The organism is Subdoligranulum sp. APC924/74 (genome assembly GCF_003324125.1).
Lineage (GTDB): Bacteria > Bacillota > Clostridia > Oscillospirales > Ruminococcaceae > Gemmiger > Gemmiger qucibialis.
The window spans coordinates 1-16,905 of the sequence record NZ_PSQF01000062.1 but is presented as its reverse complement, the minus strand read 5'-3'; the positions used below and the strand labels follow the sequence as shown (position 1 = coordinate 16,905).

The 16,905-nt window shown below is 56.3% G+C and carries 13 protein-coding genes; 11 read left to right on the top strand and 2 right to left on the bottom strand.

What is annotated here, in order from left to right:
• Positions 1 to 327: 327 nt before the first annotated feature.
• The 3 genes from C4885_RS12025 (at position 328) to C4885_RS12015 (ending at position 3,698) form a co-directional block, all read left to right on the top strand.
• The gene (locus C4885_RS12025) at positions 328 to 1,707 is read left to right on the top strand and encodes an MATE family efflux transporter (RefSeq protein ID WP_114000564.1); all 1,380 of its coding nucleotides are present in this window, start codon (positions 328 to 330) and stop codon (positions 1,705 to 1,707) included.
• A 300-nt stretch (positions 1,708 to 2,007) separates the two neighbouring features.
• Positions 2,008 to 3,279 carry a diaminopimelate decarboxylase gene (locus C4885_RS12020; protein WP_114000563.1) on the top strand — a complete coding sequence of 424 codons (1,272 nt, stop codon included), beginning with the start codon at positions 2,008 to 2,010 and terminating at the stop codon, positions 3,277 to 3,279.
• A gap of 26 nt (positions 3,280 to 3,305) precedes the next feature.
• A complete protein-coding gene (locus C4885_RS12015; protein ID WP_114000562.1) occupies positions 3,306 to 3,698 on the top strand; it encodes a hypothetical protein in 393 nt (130 codons plus the stop codon).
• 192 nt (positions 3,699 to 3,890) lie between these two features.
• Here C4885_RS12015 and C4885_RS12010 read toward each other — a convergent pair whose 3' ends face one another.
• Both C4885_RS12010 and rnhA read right to left on the bottom strand, forming a co-directional pair.
• Entirely contained in the window at positions 3,891 to 4,388 is a 498-nt protein-coding gene (locus C4885_RS12010; RefSeq protein WP_114000561.1) for a hypothetical protein, read from the bottom strand.
• A 32-nt stretch (positions 4,389 to 4,420) separates the two neighbouring features.
• Positions 4,421 to 4,882 carry a ribonuclease HI gene (rnhA, locus tag C4885_RS12005; RefSeq protein ID WP_114000560.1) on the bottom strand — a complete coding sequence of 154 codons (462 nt, stop codon included), beginning with the start codon at positions 4,880 to 4,882 and terminating at the stop codon, positions 4,421 to 4,423.
• Between the two features lie 429 nt (positions 4,883 to 5,311).
• On the opposite strand from rnhA, the gene C4885_RS12000 reads away from it, so the two are divergent.
• From C4885_RS12000 to C4885_RS11965, 8 genes are all read left to right on the top strand, one after another.
• A complete protein-coding gene (locus tag C4885_RS12000; RefSeq protein WP_242979591.1) occupies positions 5,312 to 7,288 on the top strand; it encodes a ribonuclease J in 1,977 nt (658 codons plus the stop codon).
• A gap of 58 nt (positions 7,289 to 7,346) precedes the next feature.
• Positions 7,347 to 9,326 (top strand): DHH family phosphoesterase, encoded by a 1,980-nt coding sequence (locus C4885_RS11995; protein ID WP_114000559.1) that lies wholly within the window; start codon positions 7,347 to 7,349, stop codon positions 9,324 to 9,326.
• Positions 9,327 to 9,403: 77 nt separating this feature from the next.
• Positions 9,404 to 9,856, top strand: a complete 453-nt coding sequence (gene rplI, locus C4885_RS11990; RefSeq protein ID WP_114000558.1) for a 50S ribosomal protein L9 — start codon at positions 9,404 to 9,406, stop codon at positions 9,854 to 9,856.
• Positions 9,857 to 9,910: 54 nt separating this feature from the next.
• Positions 9,911 to 11,305, top strand: coding sequence for a replicative DNA helicase (dnaB, locus tag C4885_RS11985; protein WP_114000557.1), 1,395 nt, complete (start codon positions 9,911 to 9,913; stop codon positions 11,303 to 11,305).
• Entirely contained in the window at positions 11,292 to 12,749 is a 1,458-nt protein-coding gene (gene tilS / locus C4885_RS11980) for a tRNA lysidine(34) synthetase TilS (protein ID WP_158538887.1), read from the top strand. Before dnaB ends, tilS begins: the two co-directional genes overlap by 14 nt.
• Position 12,750: 1 nt before the next feature.
• Positions 12,751 to 13,293 (top strand): hypoxanthine phosphoribosyltransferase, encoded by a 543-nt coding sequence (gene hpt, locus C4885_RS11975; protein ID WP_114000566.1) that lies wholly within the window; start codon positions 12,751 to 12,753, stop codon positions 13,291 to 13,293.
• Between the two features lie 114 nt (positions 13,294 to 13,407).
• The gene (gene ftsH / locus C4885_RS11970) at positions 13,408 to 15,408 is read left to right on the top strand and encodes an ATP-dependent zinc metalloprotease FtsH (protein WP_114000565.1); all 2,001 of its coding nucleotides are present in this window, start codon (positions 13,408 to 13,410) and stop codon (positions 15,406 to 15,408) included.
• 16 nt (positions 15,409 to 15,424) lie between these two features.
• The gene (locus tag C4885_RS11965; protein WP_114000555.1) at positions 15,425 to 16,507 is read left to right on the top strand and encodes a hypothetical protein; all 1,083 of its coding nucleotides are present in this window, start codon (positions 15,425 to 15,427) and stop codon (positions 16,505 to 16,507) included.
• Positions 16,508 to 16,905 lie beyond the last annotated feature (398 nt).

The following is a 16,905-nucleotide window of genomic DNA, read 5'->3' as shown; positions in this document are numbered from 1 at the left end:
GGGGCATAGCTCAGTTGGTAGAGCAGCGGTCTCCAAAACCGCGTGCCGAGGGTTCGAATCCTTCTACCCCTGCCAAAGTAAGCCGTACACCTTCGGGTGTGCGGCTCTTCTTGTTGGCTGTTCGGCGTGAGCTCCAGTGGCGCTGTAAAAGCATACAATTCAGCCGCTGCTTTGGGAGAATATATTTTTCTTTGCAGCCCACTTGATTTTTTGTTTTGTTATAGTATAATTAACTCCGCGCTTGAGCAAAACAGGGTGCCAACCACCCTCTTTTTTACTTTTGCGCGTTGTTTTGTGTGGAAAAATGATCTTGTTGAGGGAACGCATATGACCAAAGATTTAACGAGCGGAAATCCGTTCAAAATCATCCTGTTGTTCACCCTGCCGCTGATGCTGGGCAACCTGTTCCAGCAGTTTTACAGCCTGGCAGATACCATCATTGTGGGCCGTTTTGTCGGTGTCAATGCGCTGGCGGCAGTTGGCGCTACCGGCTCGGTCAACTATCTGATCCTGGGTTTTGTTATTGGCATGTGCAACGGCTTTGCTATCCCCATCGCACAGCTGTTTGGTGCCCATGATGACAGCGACCTGCGCCGCCATGTGGCCAATGCAACCTGGCTGTGCATTGCCTGGGGTGTTGTGCTTACCGTTGTCACGGTGGCGCTGACCCGCCCCATTATGGAGCTGATGCAGACCCCGGCGGACATTATTGATGGTGCCAGCACCTACATTGGCTGGATCTTTGCAGGAATTCCCTTTGTTTTTCTCTATAATATGGTTTCGGCCATCATGCGCGCTTTGGGCGACAGCAAAACCCCGCTTTACTTCCTGGTGCTGACCAGCGCTGTCAACATTGTGCTGGATCTGGTGCTCATCATCAACTTTAATATGGGTGTTTTGGGTGCCGCTGTGGCAACCGATGTTTCGCAGGCAATCTCCGGCGTGATCAGCCTGATCTATTTGATCAAAAAGTTCAAGATCCTGCATATGACGCGGGATGAATGGAAATACAGCCGCTCTACCTGCCGCCGCCTGTCTGCTATGGGCCTGCCCATGGGCCTGCAGTGTACCATCACGGCCGTGGGCGGCGTTATAATGCAGTGGGCCGTCAACGGGCTGGGCAGCTCTGTGGTTGCCGCCATTACGGCTGCGGGCAAAACCCAAAACCTGCTCTCCTGTGCGTTGGAAAGCATCGGCACCGCTATGGCAACCTATGCGGGCCAGAACCTTGGCGCGGCCCGGCTGGACCGTGTGCGCAGCGGTGTAAAAAGCTCCTACATTATGGTGGTTGCTTATTCCGTCCTTGCTTTTATTGCCCTGCACTTTGGCGATGTCGTGATCATCGGCCTCTTCCTGGATACCAAGACCGAGGTTGAGATCGTGGCGATGGCGCGAGATTATATGTTCTGGAACAGTCTGTTCTTTATCCCGCTCGGCGCGCTCATCGTATGGCGCTATACCATTCAGGGGCTGGGCTATTCCACACTTGCCATGATGGCCGGTGTGGCCGAAATGGTGGCGCGTACCGTTATCGCCCTGGTGCTGATTCCGGTGCTGGGCTATTTTGGCGCAGAGCTGTCCAACCCGGTAGCCTGGGTGGCGGCCTGCCTGTTCCTGTACCCGGCTTACCTGTGGACGGTCAAACACCTGGAAAACCGCCTGCTTGCCGGCCACCTTGCCATGCGGCACAGCGCGGTAGGGGATTGACCCCCTGAATTTTTATCACGATCCATGCTTTTGCCCTGCATGCCCTGCGGTATGCGGGGCATTTTTGCACCATTCCGGCATTTTTTCAAAAAGCTCTTGCCCTGCGGCGGCAAAAGCAATATAATAACTGTATATTTATTCATAGAGGGTCAGAGCGTATCGAATAAGCAAACAAGCGGGTGGAATATTTTCACCACGTTTGCTTTACGGTACGCCCCAGCGGGCCGCATACGCCCTGTATGTGCAAAAAAGGGCAGGGGAAGTGCCGCGCCGCGCAACAAGAGGGAAGGAAGTATTATTATGCCGGAAAAGAAACCGTTCATCACCCTTGAGCAGGCACAGGAAATTATTGCCGATGTGCCTACCCCGTTCCATCTTTATGACGAAAAAGGCATCCGCGCCAATGCACGCCTTGTCAACAAAGCTTTTGCATGGAACAAAGGTTTTAAGGAGTATTTTGCCGTTAAGGCAACCCCCAACCCGTACCTGCTGCGCATCCTGAAAGAGGAAGGCTGCGGCGTGGACTGCTCCAGCTACACCGAACTGCTGCTGAGCGAAGCCTGTGGCTTCAGCGGCAGCGATATCATGTTCTCCTCCAACGAAACGCCGGTGCAGGACATGAAGAAGGCGTATGACCTGGGCGCTTACATTAACCTGGACGACCTGACCCATGTGGATTTCCTCAAGAATGTGGCAGGTATCCCCGAAACGATCTGCTGCCGCTTTAACCCCGGCGGAACCTTTGACCTGGGCAACGGCATCATGGATAACCCCGGCGATTCCAAGTACGGCATGTCCGAAGAGCAGATGACCGAAGCTTATACCCGCCTGATGGCACTGGGTGCAAAGAACTTCGGCATCCATGCTTTCCTGGCCAGCAATACCGTTACCGATGATTATTACCCGGAACTGGCCGGTATCCTGTTCAACCTGGCTGTGCGTCTGCACCAAAAGACCGGTGCACACATCAAGTTCATCAACCTGTCCGGCGGCGTCGGCGTTGCCTACAAGCCGGAGCAGCGCTCCAATGATATCCTGGCCATTGGCGAGGGTGTCCGCAAAAAGTTTGAGGAGATCCTGGTGCCCGCCGGTATGGGCGACGTTGCCATCTTTACCGAGATGGGGCGCTTTATGCTGGCTCCGTATGGCTGCCTGGTTGCCACAGCCATCCACGAAAAGCACATTTATAAAGAGTATATCGGCCTGGATGCCTGCGCTGCCAACCTGATGCGCCCGGCCATGTACGGTTCCTACCACCACATCACCGTGCTGGGCAAAGAGAACGCCCCCTGCGACCATAAATACGATGTGGTCGGCGGTCTGTGCGAGAACAATGATAAGTTTGCCATTGACCGTATGCTGCCCAAGATCGATATGGGCGATGTGCTGGTCATCCACGATACCGGTGCCCATGGCTTCTCGATGGGATATAACTACAACGGCAAGCTGCGCAGCGCCGAAGTGCTGCTGTGCGAGGATGGCTCTCACCAACTGATCCGCCGCGCCGAGACCCCGGCAGACTATTTTGCTACCTTTGATTTTACCCCATTCTACAAAAAAATGGGCCTGTAATATACAGCCCAAAGTGAGGAGACGCTATGTTCCAGTTTATGCTTGTTGTCGGCCTTGTGCTGGCGTATTACGGTTATGCCGTTACCAAAAATCCCCGCATCTGGGGGGACCAGGGGCGGGACGCCATAAAAGAAGAAAACTGGAACCGCTATGTCTGCTATAATGGGCAGTTCGCCATGTATGCCGGCTTTTTGATGGCGGCCCTTGGCGCGCTGGATATGGCGGTCAATCTGTCCACCGCCATCTACCTGCTGATTCTGCTGGGCGGTTTGGCCATCCTTTTGTATCCCTTCGCCCACTGGATGCACGAAAACGAGGGCACCTGGAACCCCTGGCCCCGCGTGGAAACCGAAAAGCAGAAGCGCAAGCGCCTGATCAAAGAGCAGGAGCGCCAGGAAAAGAAAAACAAAAAGAAATAAGATGGCTTTGGGTCACTTGATTTCCGTTGCTTTTCTCAGACGCTCATCTCATAAAGAACAGAGAACAAAAGAACAGTAAAACAAAAAGGCATGTGCTATCATTCAAGCACATGCCTTTTTCATAAATCTCTGAACCATTGGAATCCGCAGCTCTGCATTTCTATCCAAACATCTGCGTTCGTTTGCGGCAATTTATTCCGCGCAGCCGATATCCTGCGCAATTTCCTGCACGGATTCCTTGTCGAATTCACCCAGCGGCAGGATCAGCCGTGCCAGAATTTCCTGTGGCAGAACTTCCAGCAGGGCGGTCTGGTCGCACTCTGCGCGCTCTGGGGCGCACAGGCGGCACTCATCGGCGTCCTGCTCCACGCGGGCATAATGGCCAGTGGAGATAAAACGGCAGTCGAGCTTATCAGCCGTCTGCATCAGCAGCTGGAACTTCAGCAGTTCGTCCGCGGCAGTGTCCGCTGCTTCAATCACGTGCAGGGTTACATCCAGCGCCTTGGCGGCGTTCTGCGCGGTCTCCACGGCATCGTCGGCCATCCCGGCAAAATGCACCAGTGCGGCCTGTACGGCAAAGCCCTGCTCCTGCAAAATGCGCACAGTAACGGCAGCGTCCATGCCGCCGTTCAGCCCAACTAGAACTTTATCCTGCTTTTCAAATGTATTAAAACCCAGTGCTCCGTCCATAATATCCTCCTGTATCAGCGGTGCGCAGTGCGTCAGGCCTGCTTTCCGCCGTATTTTTTGCTTTGCTCCACGGCCAAGCGGTCGCAACGCTCGTTTTCGGGGTGGCCTGCGTGGCCTTTCAGCCAGTGGTAGTGGATCACATGCTTCTCGCTTTCTTCCAGCAGCGGTGCCCAAAGGTCGGGGTTCAAGGCGGGGGATTTGTCTGCCTTTTTCCAGCCGCGCTTGCGCCAGCCCTTGGCCCAGCCCTTTTCCAGCCCGTTGATCACATACTGGCTGTCGCTGTACAGGTCAATGTCACAGGGCTCTTTCAGCTGGCGCAGGGCTTCCAGCAGGCCGGTCAGCTCCATGCGGTTGTTGGTGGTTCCGGCCTCGCCGCCGGAAATCTCTTTCTCATACACCTTTTCTCCGGTGCGGAAGCGCAGGATTGCGCCCCAACCGCCGGGGCCGGGGTTGCCGCTGCAGGCACCGTCGGTATAAATTTCGATGTGTTTCATGTTACCCTCGTTTTGCTGCGGCAATACTGGCATCAGGGCGTGCCGGAAAATGGCATCCTTTTCTTTGCTTTCCGCTGTACCTTATCGGCCAGCCGCAATGCCCGGAACCCTGCCGCTTTACTATAAAAATAATTATACGCGATTTTGCCCAGCCCTGCAAGCTTTTGTGTAATTTGTCCATAAATGCGTCCGGCATACTATTTGACAATGCCCCCGCTGCGCCTTATAATAGATTTAATTGCAATGTCGTAGTTTGATTCAGGACCCGGTTGCAGCCTTTCGGCTGAACTCTTCGCGTCCAACCTTGATTCAGTAAATCGGCACAGTGCCGTACAAATTTTACATGCGACAAAACATCACGTCCGGGGTACGGTGCTTACCGTGTGTGTAACCACCAACCCTGGCCGAATACAATATGGAGGTTATGCAATGGAAGATCACAACAACGAAAAACGCCCCCGCCAGCAGGGCCGCAGCAATTACACCCGCCGTGCCCCGCGCGCAAATAATAATAACCAGAACCGCAAACCCGGTGCGCCTGCCCCCGCGGCCAGCGCCCCGCAGGCAGCGGCGGAAAAACCACAGCCCCAGCACCGCAAGCCGCAGCGCCGCCGTGCCCCGCAGCCCCAGCAGGCTGCAGCGAACAATGCGGTGAATGCAGCAGCTCCGGCCCCGGTGCAGCGCCCCCGCAGCCCGCAGCGCCGCAGCTATAAGCAGCATTATTATGATGCTTCCACCCCGGCTGTTCCCATGCACATCTGCCCGCTGGGCGGCCTGGGCGAAGTTGGCAAAAACATCACCCTGTATGAATGCCAGGGCGATATGATCCTGGTGGACTGCGGCCTGGTGTTCCCGGATTCCGATATGTTCGGCGTGGACCTTGTCATTCCGGATTTCACCTATGTATTGGAAAATAAGGACCGCATCAAGGGCCTGTTCATTACCCATGGCCACGAAGACCATATCGGCAGCCTGCCGTATCTGCTCAAAAAGTTCAACGTGCCCATTTACACTGCACGTTTGACCATTGGCCTGATCAAAAACAAGCTGGAGGAGCACGGTCTTGCCTCCAGTGCAGAGTTCCATGAGATCCGTCCCCGCCAGAAAGTGCGCCTTGGCTGCTTTACGGTGGAGCCCATCCATGTCAACCACTCCATCCCGGATTCTCTGGCGTTTGCCATTGACTGCCCGGCAGGCATCGTGCTGCATACCGGCGACTTCAAGATCGACTACACGCCGCTTTCCGGCGATGCCGTTACCGACCTTTCCACCATTGCGGAGTATGGCCGCCGCGGCGTGCTGGCTTTGCTGGCGGATTCTACCAACGCGGAGCGCCCCGGCTTTACGGCAACCGAGCAGACTGTGGCCGAAGGGGTGCGCAGCCTGTTTGCCCGCGCCAAAAACCGCCGCATTATCGTGGCAACCTTTGCTTCCAACATCTACCGCATCCAGCAGATCATTGACCTGGCCATTGAGTATGGCCGCAAGGTGGCTGTCAATGGCCGCAGCATGGTTTCCAACACCGAAATGGCGCGGGAGCTGGGGTATCTGCATGCGCCGGATAATGTGCTGATCGATATCGAGGAGATCAACAAATACCCGCCGGAAAAGGTTGTCCTTATCACCACCGGCAGCCAGGGCGAACCGCTGTCCGCTCTGTCCCGTATGGCGCAGGCCAGCCACCGTACCGTCAAGGTCGGCCCCACTGACTTTATCATTATCTCGGCTCGCCCCATCCCCGGCAACGAAAAGACCGTGACCAAGGTAGTCAACGGCCTTCTGGCCCTGGGCGCAGAGGTCATTTACGAAAACATGTACGATACCCATGTTTCCGGCCACGCCTGCCAGGAAGAGCAGAAGCTGATGCTGACCCTTGCCCACCCGCAGTATTTCCTGCCGGTTCACGGCGAGTTCAAGCAGCTCAAGCGCCACGCCGAAACGGCGGAGCACCTGGGCTATATCCCCAAGCAGAATATTTATATTGCTGAAAATGGCCAGAACATCCGCCTTTCCCGCGATGGCATGGCAGTGGAGGGCACTGTGCCCGCCGGTGCCGTGATGGTGGATGGCTATGGCGTGGGCGATGTGGGCAATGTGGTCCTGCGTGACCGCCACCACCTGTCGGAGGACGGTATCATCATCGTTACCGCAGCCGTGGATGGCAGCACCGGCCAGCTGCTTTCCGGCCCGGACCTGGTTTCCCGCGGCTTTGTCTATGTGCGGGAAAGCGAGGAGCTGATGGACGGTGCCCGCGTGCAGGTTGAAATGGCCCTTGACCGCAGTATGGCAGATAACATGCACGACTGGGCCAGCGTGAAATCCCGCGTGCGGGAGGCGCTTTCCAGCTATATCTACCGCAAAACCAAGCGCAGCCCCATGATTCTGCCCATTCTGATGGAAGTTTGATCCAAACCATATCTGACCGTGACCGCCTGCCCCACATTGCAGGCACCGAGGAACGATGATGAAAAACAAGCTGAGACGTGATATCTTTGTCATTATCTTTTTGCTGCTCGTTGCGTGCATCGCTCTGGCTGTGCCGCTGGCGTTCAGCAACCCGCGCTGGCTGCTGGCACCGGCGCTGCTTGTAGTGTTTGCGTTGGTGGTGGCGGTGCTTGGCATCCGCCGGCTGCGGCGCTTTGTGGCCGATATGCTGTGCGGAACCAACTTTGAGGGCAGCAAGACCCAGTATTCGCTGGCGGATTTTTCCATCCCCACTGCCCTGATTACCGAAGGCTCCGTGGTGTGGTATAATCCGGCCTTCCGGGAGCAGATCCTGGCGGGGCAGGATGCCCTGCTGGCTGCACCGGACCGCCTGATGACCGGCATTGACCTTTCCGTCTGTGCCCGCGCCCACGGCCAGGACCTGACCATTGACGAAAACCGCTACACGGCCTATGCCATAACCAGCCGCAGCAGCAAAACGGGCACATTGCTGTTTTTGGTCAACGATACGTTCTACAAAAACACGCTGGATGAATACACTGCCAGCCGCCCGGCTTACCTGATTATTGGGGTGGACAGCTATGACGAGCTGTTCAACGATATGAAGGACTCCGAGCAGGCGCACGAGCTGGAGGCCATCAACACCCTGCTGGAAGAATATATCGGCCGCACGACCGGCTTCCTGCGCAAGGTGTCCAACAGCCGCTATATTGCGGTGGTGGAAGAGCGGGATATCCGCTGGATGATGGAAGAACGCTTTGATATTCTGGATAAAGTGCGTGCGTTGCACCCCGGCGGAATGCTCACCCTTTCCATCGGCGTAGGCCATGGCGGCGCTACTATGCAGGAATGCCAGGAGATGGCCCGCGAAAGCATTGATATTGCCTTGGGCCGCGGCGGCGACCAGGCTGCCGTGAAAACAGTCGATGGCTTTGAGTTCTTCGGCGGCATTTCCCATGGTGTCGAAAAGCGCAGCCATGTGCGCAGCCGCATCATTGCCAACGCCCTGGCAGACCAGATCCGCCAGAGCGACAGCGTCATTATCATGGGCCACCGCCAGAGCGATTTGGATGCCATCGGCTCCGCCATCGGTTTGCTGCGCATGTGCAAAATGTGCGATGTGCCTTCGGTCATCGCAGTGCGCAGCAAGGCAACGCTGGCGGGCCAGCTGCTGGATGTGTTCAACAAAGCAGGGGAGGACCACAACTTTATTGAGCCGGAAGAAACCTATAAGCTCATTACCCCCAAAACTCTGCTGATTGTAACCGATACATACCAAAAGCGCCTGCTGGAAGACCAAAAGATTTACGAAAAATGCAGCCGCGTGGTTGTTATCGACCATCACCGCATGGCGGTAGGGCATATTGATAACCCGATCCTTTTGTATCATGAACCCTTTGCTTCCAGCGCCAGCGAGCTGGTGTGTGAACTGCTGCAATTCATGCCCGCCCAAAACAACATCACTCAGTTGGAAGCCCAGGCGCTGCTGTCTGGCATCATGCTGGATACCCGCAGTTTTGCGCTGCATGTCGGCGTGCGTACCTTTGAGGCTGCCGCCTGGCTGCGCAGCCGCGGGGCCGAAACCGCCGCGACCAAGCGCCTGTTCAATATTTCCAAAGAAGAATACGAAGCCCGCGCCGCTATTGTGGAGGGCGCTTACCTCTACAAAGGCTGCGCTATCGCCACTTCGGATGAGCTTGACCCCGCCATGAGTGTGGTTCTGCCCATGGCAGCCAATGACCTGCTGACCATCAACGGCGTGGATGCCAGCTTTGTGGCAATCGCCAAAAACGGCGGTGTCAACATCTCCGCCCGCAGCATGGGGGCGCTGAACGTACAGGTCATTCTGGAGCCCTTGGGCGGCGGCGGCCACCTGACGATGGCCGGTGCCCAGCTGCGTGATTGTACCGTAAAGGAAGCCGAAGCCCGCATCCGCGCGCAGATCGACGAATACCGCGCCAACCAGGAATGCCAGGAAGAACTGGTGGGTGCAGTTTAACAAATTAAATTATCAGCGAATCCCTGCCAATGGCAGAAAATTATATCAATTACTACATAGAGAGGGGAACCACCACGATGAAAGTTATTCTCAAACAGGATGTCAAGAGCATTGGTAAAAAGGATGAAATCCATGAAGTGTCGGACGGTTACGCCCGCAACTTCCTGTTCCCGCGCGGTCTGGCTGCAGTGGCCGATGCTGACGCTGTGAACACCGCCCGCACCAAGAGCGAAGCCAAAGCCCACCATGAAGCCGAAGCTAAGGCTGCTGCTGAAGAACTGGCTGCCAAGATCAAGGGCCAGATCGTTTCTGTCAAGGTCAAGGGGGGCGCTTCCGGCAAGCTGCACGGCAAAGTGACCGCAAAGGAAGTTGCCGAACAGTTGTACAAGCTGACCGGCACCGAAATCGACAAGAAAAAAATCGAAATGCCCGCCAGCATCAAGGAGTTTGGCAGTTATGATGCCAAAGTCCGCCTGCATGTGGGTGTTGTGGCCGCGTTCAAGGTCAAGGTCGAGGAGGCTCCGCTGTAATTGGCAGGGGGTCTTGTAATTACATTCCAACAAAAACGGCAGGGAGGTGCCTGAATGGCAAACAATGAATTAAGCTTGTCCAGCCTGGGCATTCAGCTGCCGTATAACATGCAGGCGGAACAAAGCGTGCTTGGCGCAGCGCTGATGGATGAAACCATCCTGAACCGCCTGATCACCGAGATGGACCCCGATATGTTCTATTCGGAGCAGAACCGGGCCGTCTATGAGGAAATGCGCCGCCTGTTCAGCGAAAGCGAAGCGGTGGACGTTATCACTCTGGTGGACTCTCTGGCTCAGAACGGTGTGTTCAAGGGCGCAGATGATGCCAAAGTGTACATTACCCGCATTGCGGAAACCGTCCCGGCGATTTCCAACGTCGATTCTTACATCAAGATCGTCAAGGAAAAATATCAAACCCGCCGTCTGATCGAAGCAGCCCGCGATATCCTGCAGCAGTCCAGCGAGGAATCCGATTCTGACCTGCTGCTGGAAAGCGCCGAGCAAAAGCTGTACGATATCCGCAACGGCCAGGACCGCTCCGGCGTTAAAACCATTCAGGAGTCTATCCTGGAAGTTATTGATACCATGCAAAAGCTGTCCGGTGCGGACCGTGATAAATTTGCCGGTATCCCCACAGGCTTCAACTATCTGGATAATATCCTGACCGGCCTTGGCCGTTCGGACCTGATTATTCTGGCGGCCCGCCCCGGTATGGGCAAAACCAGTTTTGCGCTGAACATTGCTACCAATGTGGCCCGCCTGCAAAAGATACCGACCGTCATTTTCAGCTTGGAAATGACCTGCGAACAGCTGACCGACCGCATCCTTTCCAGCACCGCAGGCATTGACAGCCAGGCATTCCGCACCGGCCGCCTGAACAACTCCGACTGGAACGACTTTGCCAATGCAACGTCACTGTTGTATAACGTTCCCATTTACATGGATGATTCCTCCGGTATTTCGGTGCCGGAAATCAAGGCAAAAATCCGCCAGATCAACCAGGACCCCAAACGGGATAAGATCGGTCTGGTCATCATCGACTATTTGCAGTTGATGCAGTCCGCCAAGCGCACCGAAAGCCGCGTGCAGGAAATCAGCGATATCACCCGGAACCTGAAAATTATGGCCAAGGAACTGAACGTTCCTGTCATTGCGCTGTCCCAGCTTTCCCGTGCTGCCGAAAAAACAGCGGGTCGCTCGGACCACCGCCCCCAGCTTTCAGACCTGCGTGATTCCGGCTCTATCGAACAGGATGCGGACGTGGTGCTCTTCCTGTACCGCGCTGCCTATTACAATTCCCAGAACGGCGAAACCGAACAGGCGAACGAAAACGAAGCCGAATGTATCGTGGCCAAAAACCGCCATGGCGAAACCAGTGTGGTCCGCCTTGGCTGGGATGGCGCCCATACCCGGTTCAGCAATCTGGACGAGATCCATGAACAGTACTGACGCAGACAATTCATTGCAAAACCCAGTAAACACGATGGAACAAACCTTGCTGGCCTATTGCCGCCGGCAGGGTTTGTTTCGGTTGGGGGACCGTGTCATCGTTGCCTGCTCCGGCGGGGCGGATTCGATGGCGCTGCTCTGCTTTCTGCTGCGCTGCAAAGCGGAACTTGGCATCACCGTCATGGCGGCCCATGTGGACCACGGAATCCGGGGCGAAGCTGCCCATGCGGATGCCCGCTTTGTGGCGCAGTTCTGCCGCACGCATCATGTGCCGTTCTTTTTGTACGATGCCGCTGCCAGCGGGGTGCAGATTCCCCCAAACCCCAGCGAGAACTGGGCGCGCAGCCTGCGCTATACCTGGTTTGATGCGCTGGCCGCACAGCAGCATGCCTGCATTGCCACAGCGCATACGTTATCTGACCAGGCGGAAACGGTGTTGTTCCGCATGGCGCGCGGTACCGGCCTGCACGGCATGGCGGGTATTCCGGCGGTACGGGGCGTGTACCGCCGTCCATTTTTGTGCCTGACAAGGAGCGATACCACGGCATACTGCGCCGCCCTTGGGCAACACTATGTTCAGGACGAAAGCAATTTCAGCGATGCCTATGCCCGCAACCGTATCCGCCATTATGCTGTTCCGGCGCTGCAAACCATCAATCCGGCGGCAGAGCGGGCCGTGGGGCGGCTGTGCAACCAGCTGCAGGAGCTGAACATCTGGCTGGAAAACCTGGCCGAAAAACTGCTGGCGCAGGCTGCCTGCGGGGGCGGGTACAGCATCCCGATTCTTGCCGCGGCAGATGCCCCGGTGCTGGCTGCTGCCCTGCGCATGCTGGCAGCCCGCGCGCGTGACCCTGAAGAAAAATATGTGCAGGCTCTTGCGGCCATTGTTCGGCAGGGCAACGGTGCGGTACAGCTGACGCCGGATGCCTGCTGGACCGCGGCAAACGGCATTTTGTACTGCCGCTCAGTGCTAAAAATGCAGCCGGAAGCCATTCCCGCGCCGCACCAGCTGCTAAAAACCGGCGTTTACTGCCTGCCAGGGGGCTATGAGCTGGAGATTCAACAACTAAATTATGAAGTTTTTTTGAAAAATCCATCATTTTTGAAAAAAGACTACACCTATTGTGCAGATTATGCTAAAATAAATAAGAATATTTTTGTGAGGACCCGCCAACCCGGCGATACGTTCCGCCCGGCGGGACGTCACGTTGGCAAAACGCTCAAAAAATATCTGAATGAGGCAAAAGTTCCTGTGGCTGAACGGACGCTGATGCCGCTGCTGGCCTGCGGTAGCCAGGTGCTTTGGCTGTGGGGGGCAGGCTTTGCGGACGGTTTGTCCCCGGATGATGGGACAAAGCAGATCCTGTTGATTCGGCAAAGCCGCCAGCCTGCAGCTCCGGAGCAGGAACAAGATCATAATATTGGAGGAACAGATCATGCATGATATGAACAATGATATCGCCAAGGTTTTGATTTCGGAAGAGCAGCTGCAGGCCAAGGTGGCTGAATTGGGGGCACAGATCAGCCGCGATTACGAGGGCAAAGATTTGTTGCTGGTGTCTATCCTGAAAGGCTCCGTGGTGTTCATGGCCGATTTGATGCGCGCCATCACGGAACCCTGCAGCATTGATTTTATGGTGGTTTCCAGCTATGGCGGTGCCAACACCACTTCTACGGGCCTTGTCAAGATCGTCAAGGACCTGGATCAGGATCTTTCCGGCAAGGATGTTCTGATCGTGGAGGATATTCTGGATACTGGCGTCACGTTGTCTCACTTGGTGCCCATGCTGAAATTGCGCCGCCCCAACAGCGTGCGCCTGTGCACCATCCTCAGCAAGCCCAGCCGCCGCAAGGTGGATATTGAGCCGGACTACTGCGGTTTTGAAGTGCCCGATGAATTTGTTGTGGGCTATGGCCTTGACTATGACGAAAAGTACCGCAACCTGCCGTATGTCGGCGTGTTAAAACCGGAAGTATATTCCAAATAAAATTCTGTCTTGGCAGAATAACCAATCGCCCGCCGTTTTGGCGGATTTTGACAGGGAGTTGATTTTTTGCAGCACAAACCGCGTTTCAGCGGCATTATCATTGCCGCTGTCCTGATGGTGGCAGCACTCGTGATGATCTCCAGCTATTCCAGCCTGTTTGCCTCCAGCAAGAGCACCATGATGTTGTCCGAAGCCATGGGGTACTTTGAATCCAATCAGGTCACCTACTTTAACCTGGACCTGAACACCGGCGTTATCGAGATGAGCGTGAAAGAAGGTGAACATCCGCTGCCGGAATCCGGCACGTCCAGCGAAACATCCAACGGCCTGCTTGCAGAAATTTACGGCGATGACACCGATGCTTACGCCCCCAAGAACGGCGGGGCAGCGGTCATTACCTACAAGCTGCCATATCCTTCTTATTTCCTGCAATTCTACCTCAAGGATTATATCGACCAGTATAATGCAGCCAACCCGGATGCGCCCATGCAGTACGATATGGTCGCCGTTAAGACCAACGTGCCCTGGTTTGAGATCATCCTGTACGCCTTTATGATCGGCAGCGTGGTGCTGCTCTTCATGTCAATGTACCGCGGCGGTGCCGGTGGCGGCGGCCTGATGAATGTTGGCCGTGCCAAGGTCAAGGACCAGCAGGAAGGCCAGCGCAAGGCAACCTTTGCCGATGTTGCCGGTGCGGATGAAGAAAAGGCTGAACTCCAGGAAGTGGTTCAGTTCCTGAAAGCACCGGAAAAGTTCAACTCCCTGGGGGCGCGCATTCCCCACGGCGTTCTGCTTGTCGGCCCTCCGGGCACCGGCAAAACGCTGCTGGCCCGTGCCTGTGCAGGCGAGGCCGGCGTTCCGTTCTATGCCATCTCCGGTTCCGACTTTGTGGAAATGTATGTCGGCGTTGGCGCATCCCGTGTGCGCGATTTGTTTGAAAAAGCCAAAAAGACAATGCCCTCTATCATCTTTATTGATGAGATCGATGCCGTGGGCCGTCAGCGTGGTGCCGGCCTTGGCGGCGGGCATGACGAGCGCGAGCAGACCCTGAACCAGCTGCTGGTTGAGATGGACGGCTTTGACGCCAACGACGGCGTTATCGTGATGGCTGCCACCAACCGCGCCGATATTCTGGATAAGGCTCTGCTGCGTCCCGGCCGTTTTGACCGTCAGGTTTATGTTGGTCTGCCGGATGTGAAGGGCCGCGAGGAGATTCTGCGCGTTCACACCAAGAACAAGCCCCTTGGCCCCGATGTCAGCCTGAAAACCATCGCCAAGTCCACCGCGGGCTTCTCCGGTGCCGACCTGGAAAACCTTGTCAACGAAGCCGCCCTGCTGGCTGCGCGCAAGGGCAAAAAGGCCATCACCGAACCCGAAATCGAGGAAGCTTCCATCAAGGTTGTGGCTGGCCCCGAAAAGAAGAGCCGCGTTGTGACCGATGCCGAAAAGCGCCTGACCTCTTACCACGAGGCCGGCCATGCCATTACCGGCTATTTCTGCAAAACGCATGATCCCGTGCACCAGATCAGCATTATCCCGCGTGGTTCGGCAGGCGGCTTTACCATGTATCTGCCGGAAAAAGACCCCAGCTATGTGACCAAGACCGCCATGAACGAGAACATTGTCTGCCTGTTGGGCGGCCGTGTGGCGGAGCAGCTGGTGCTGGATGATATCTCCACCGGTGCTTCCAACGACCTGCAGCGTGCCACGGATACCGCCCGCGCCATGGTGACCCGCTATGGCTTCTCGGAGCGCATGGGCCCGGTGGTTTATGGCACCGACCCTGGCGAAACCTTCCTTGGCCGAGACTTTGGCCAGGGCAAGGGCTATTCCGAAAATACGGCGTCCGAAATTGATAATGAGATCCGTGATATCATGGATGAATCTTACGAGACGGCCCGCCGCATTTTGACCGAGCACATGACTGAGCTGCACCGTGTGGCCGGTGTGCTGATGGAACGCGAAAAGATCAGCGGCGAAGAGTTTGACGCCCTGATGAAAGGCGAAAACCTGGCACCCTTTGGGCTGGATACCCCCGCGCCTGCCGCAGCCCCTGCATCGGCAGAGCAGCCCGCCGCGCCGGAACAGCCCTCCGAACCGTCTGATGAAAATTGAGGCAAGGTGAAACACAATGGATCAAAATTTTTCCCTGATGGCGCAATCCCGTGCCAATTACTACACTGCCGGAAGCCCGGTCCAGTTTGTCCGTGTTGAGCTGCTGAAAGGGGATGTCACGGGTGAAGTTGCGGTCTGCCTGACCTTTAAGAATGTTGGCACAGAACCGCTGACCGGCTTTATCATCCACTTCAAGTGCAAAGATGCTTCTGGTCAGATCCTGTGCGAGGATGATTTCTATTATGAGCAGCTCAATGTGCAGCCCGGCGAACTGTTTGGTGCTGATGACGCTGTGTTTGTCAGCGATACGCCGGTTTCCAGCGTGGAAATTGAGCAGGACCGTGCTTTCCTGAACGGCCGCGGCGTGGATCTGCGTAATTATAAGCGTGTCCGTCTGCAGGCCCCCCGTGTGCTGCCTGGCTCTATTGCCCGCACACTTCAGACCCGCACCAACAATAAGATGCTGACCTGCGTCCCGCAGGATACCGAAAACGGCTGGTTCTGCGCCTGCGGTGCGTTCCACCCCAACGAGGAAGCTGTTTCCGTCTGCAGCGAGTGCGGCGGCGACCGCGCTTACATCAAGGCAACTCTGACCCGCATTCTGGAGGAAGCCCGGCAGGCCGCCGAACAGCAGCAGCGCGAAATCAATGCCGTGGCCAATGGCGTTGACCCCGCAGCAGCCCAGGCAGCCCAGGAAGCCCAGGCCGCTGCCACCGCCGCCGCGGCTCAGGCAGCCATCAGCCAGGAGCCCACCGCACAGTTCACCCCGCCCGCCCCGGCCCAGGAACCGGAAGAAGAGGACGAGGACGACGAAGCAACCAACGCCGAAATGGACCGCGTGCGCCGCTATGTCCCCCAAGGCCATCTGTTTGCCGATGAAGAGGATGAAGAGGACGAGCATACCCGCATGTTTGATGATGAGGAAGAGGAAAGCGACGATGACGAAGAACCCCGCCGTGGCCGTTATGCGGATGATGACGAGGAGAGCGAGGACGATGTAATGGCCGAGCGTATCATCCATTGGGCACCGCCCATCACCGCAGTGGTCTGTGCGCTCATCATTGCTGTGTCGCTGATCTACCACTTTGTCATCGCCTGATCGCCTGCTGTTTATCGGCAAAGGCGGGCTGACCCGCTGATATTTATCCGGGCAGGATAAAGCAAAATAAACCAAAACCAGCCGCCGGGCAGGGGAAAATCCCTGAAGCCGGCGGCTGGTTTTCTATTTGTTCTATTCCGTGTCTGTGCTTATTGCTGCCATCAGGAATATAGGGCAATACCGCATAATTCTAAGTACCGATACGGCGAGCGAGGTGCGGCAGATGCCAAGCCAAAAGCGCAGATAATACTGGATGCTGCAAAGGTGAGCGCCGCCAGTGGCGGAAACAGCGAACCGAAGCAGGGGCAGCGGTCGCAGAGTGCGAGGGGCTTTTGCCCCCGAAGCACGATGCGGGTACCGCAACCCGACATTATCGAGCATTTTGGCAACGCAGATGC

Coding starts and splice junctions, on each gene's coding strand:
- C4885_RS12025 (WP_114000564.1), top strand. CDS start 328: ATGACCAAAGATTTAACGAGCGGAAATCCGTTCAAAATCATCCTGTTG.
- C4885_RS12020 (WP_114000563.1), top strand. CDS start 2,008: ATGCCGGAAAAGAAACCGTTCATCACCCTTGAGCAGGCACAGGAAATT.
- C4885_RS12015 (WP_114000562.1), top strand. CDS start 3,306: ATGTTCCAGTTTATGCTTGTTGTCGGCCTTGTGCTGGCGTATTACGGT.
- C4885_RS12010 (WP_114000561.1), bottom strand. CDS start 4,388: ATGGACGGAGCACTGGGTTTTAATACATTTGAAAAGCAGGATAAAGTT.
- rnhA (WP_114000560.1), bottom strand. CDS start 4,882: ATGAAACACATCGAAATTTATACCGACGGTGCCTGCAGCGGCAACCCC.
- C4885_RS12000 (WP_242979591.1), top strand. CDS start 5,312: ATGGAAGATCACAACAACGAAAAACGCCCCCGCCAGCAGGGCCGCAGC.
- C4885_RS11995 (WP_114000559.1), top strand. CDS start 7,347: ATGAAAAACAAGCTGAGACGTGATATCTTTGTCATTATCTTTTTGCTG.
- rplI (WP_114000558.1), top strand. CDS start 9,404: ATGAAAGTTATTCTCAAACAGGATGTCAAGAGCATTGGTAAAAAGGAT.
- dnaB (WP_114000557.1), top strand. CDS start 9,911: ATGGCAAACAATGAATTAAGCTTGTCCAGCCTGGGCATTCAGCTGCCG.
- tilS (WP_158538887.1), top strand. CDS start 11,292: ATGAACAGTACTGACGCAGACAATTCATTGCAAAACCCAGTAAACACG.
- hpt (WP_114000566.1), top strand. CDS start 12,751: ATGAACAATGATATCGCCAAGGTTTTGATTTCGGAAGAGCAGCTGCAG.
- ftsH (WP_114000565.1), top strand. CDS start 13,408: ATGGTGGCAGCACTCGTGATGATCTCCAGCTATTCCAGCCTGTTTGCC.
- C4885_RS11965 (WP_114000555.1), top strand. CDS start 15,425: ATGGATCAAAATTTTTCCCTGATGGCGCAATCCCGTGCCAATTACTAC.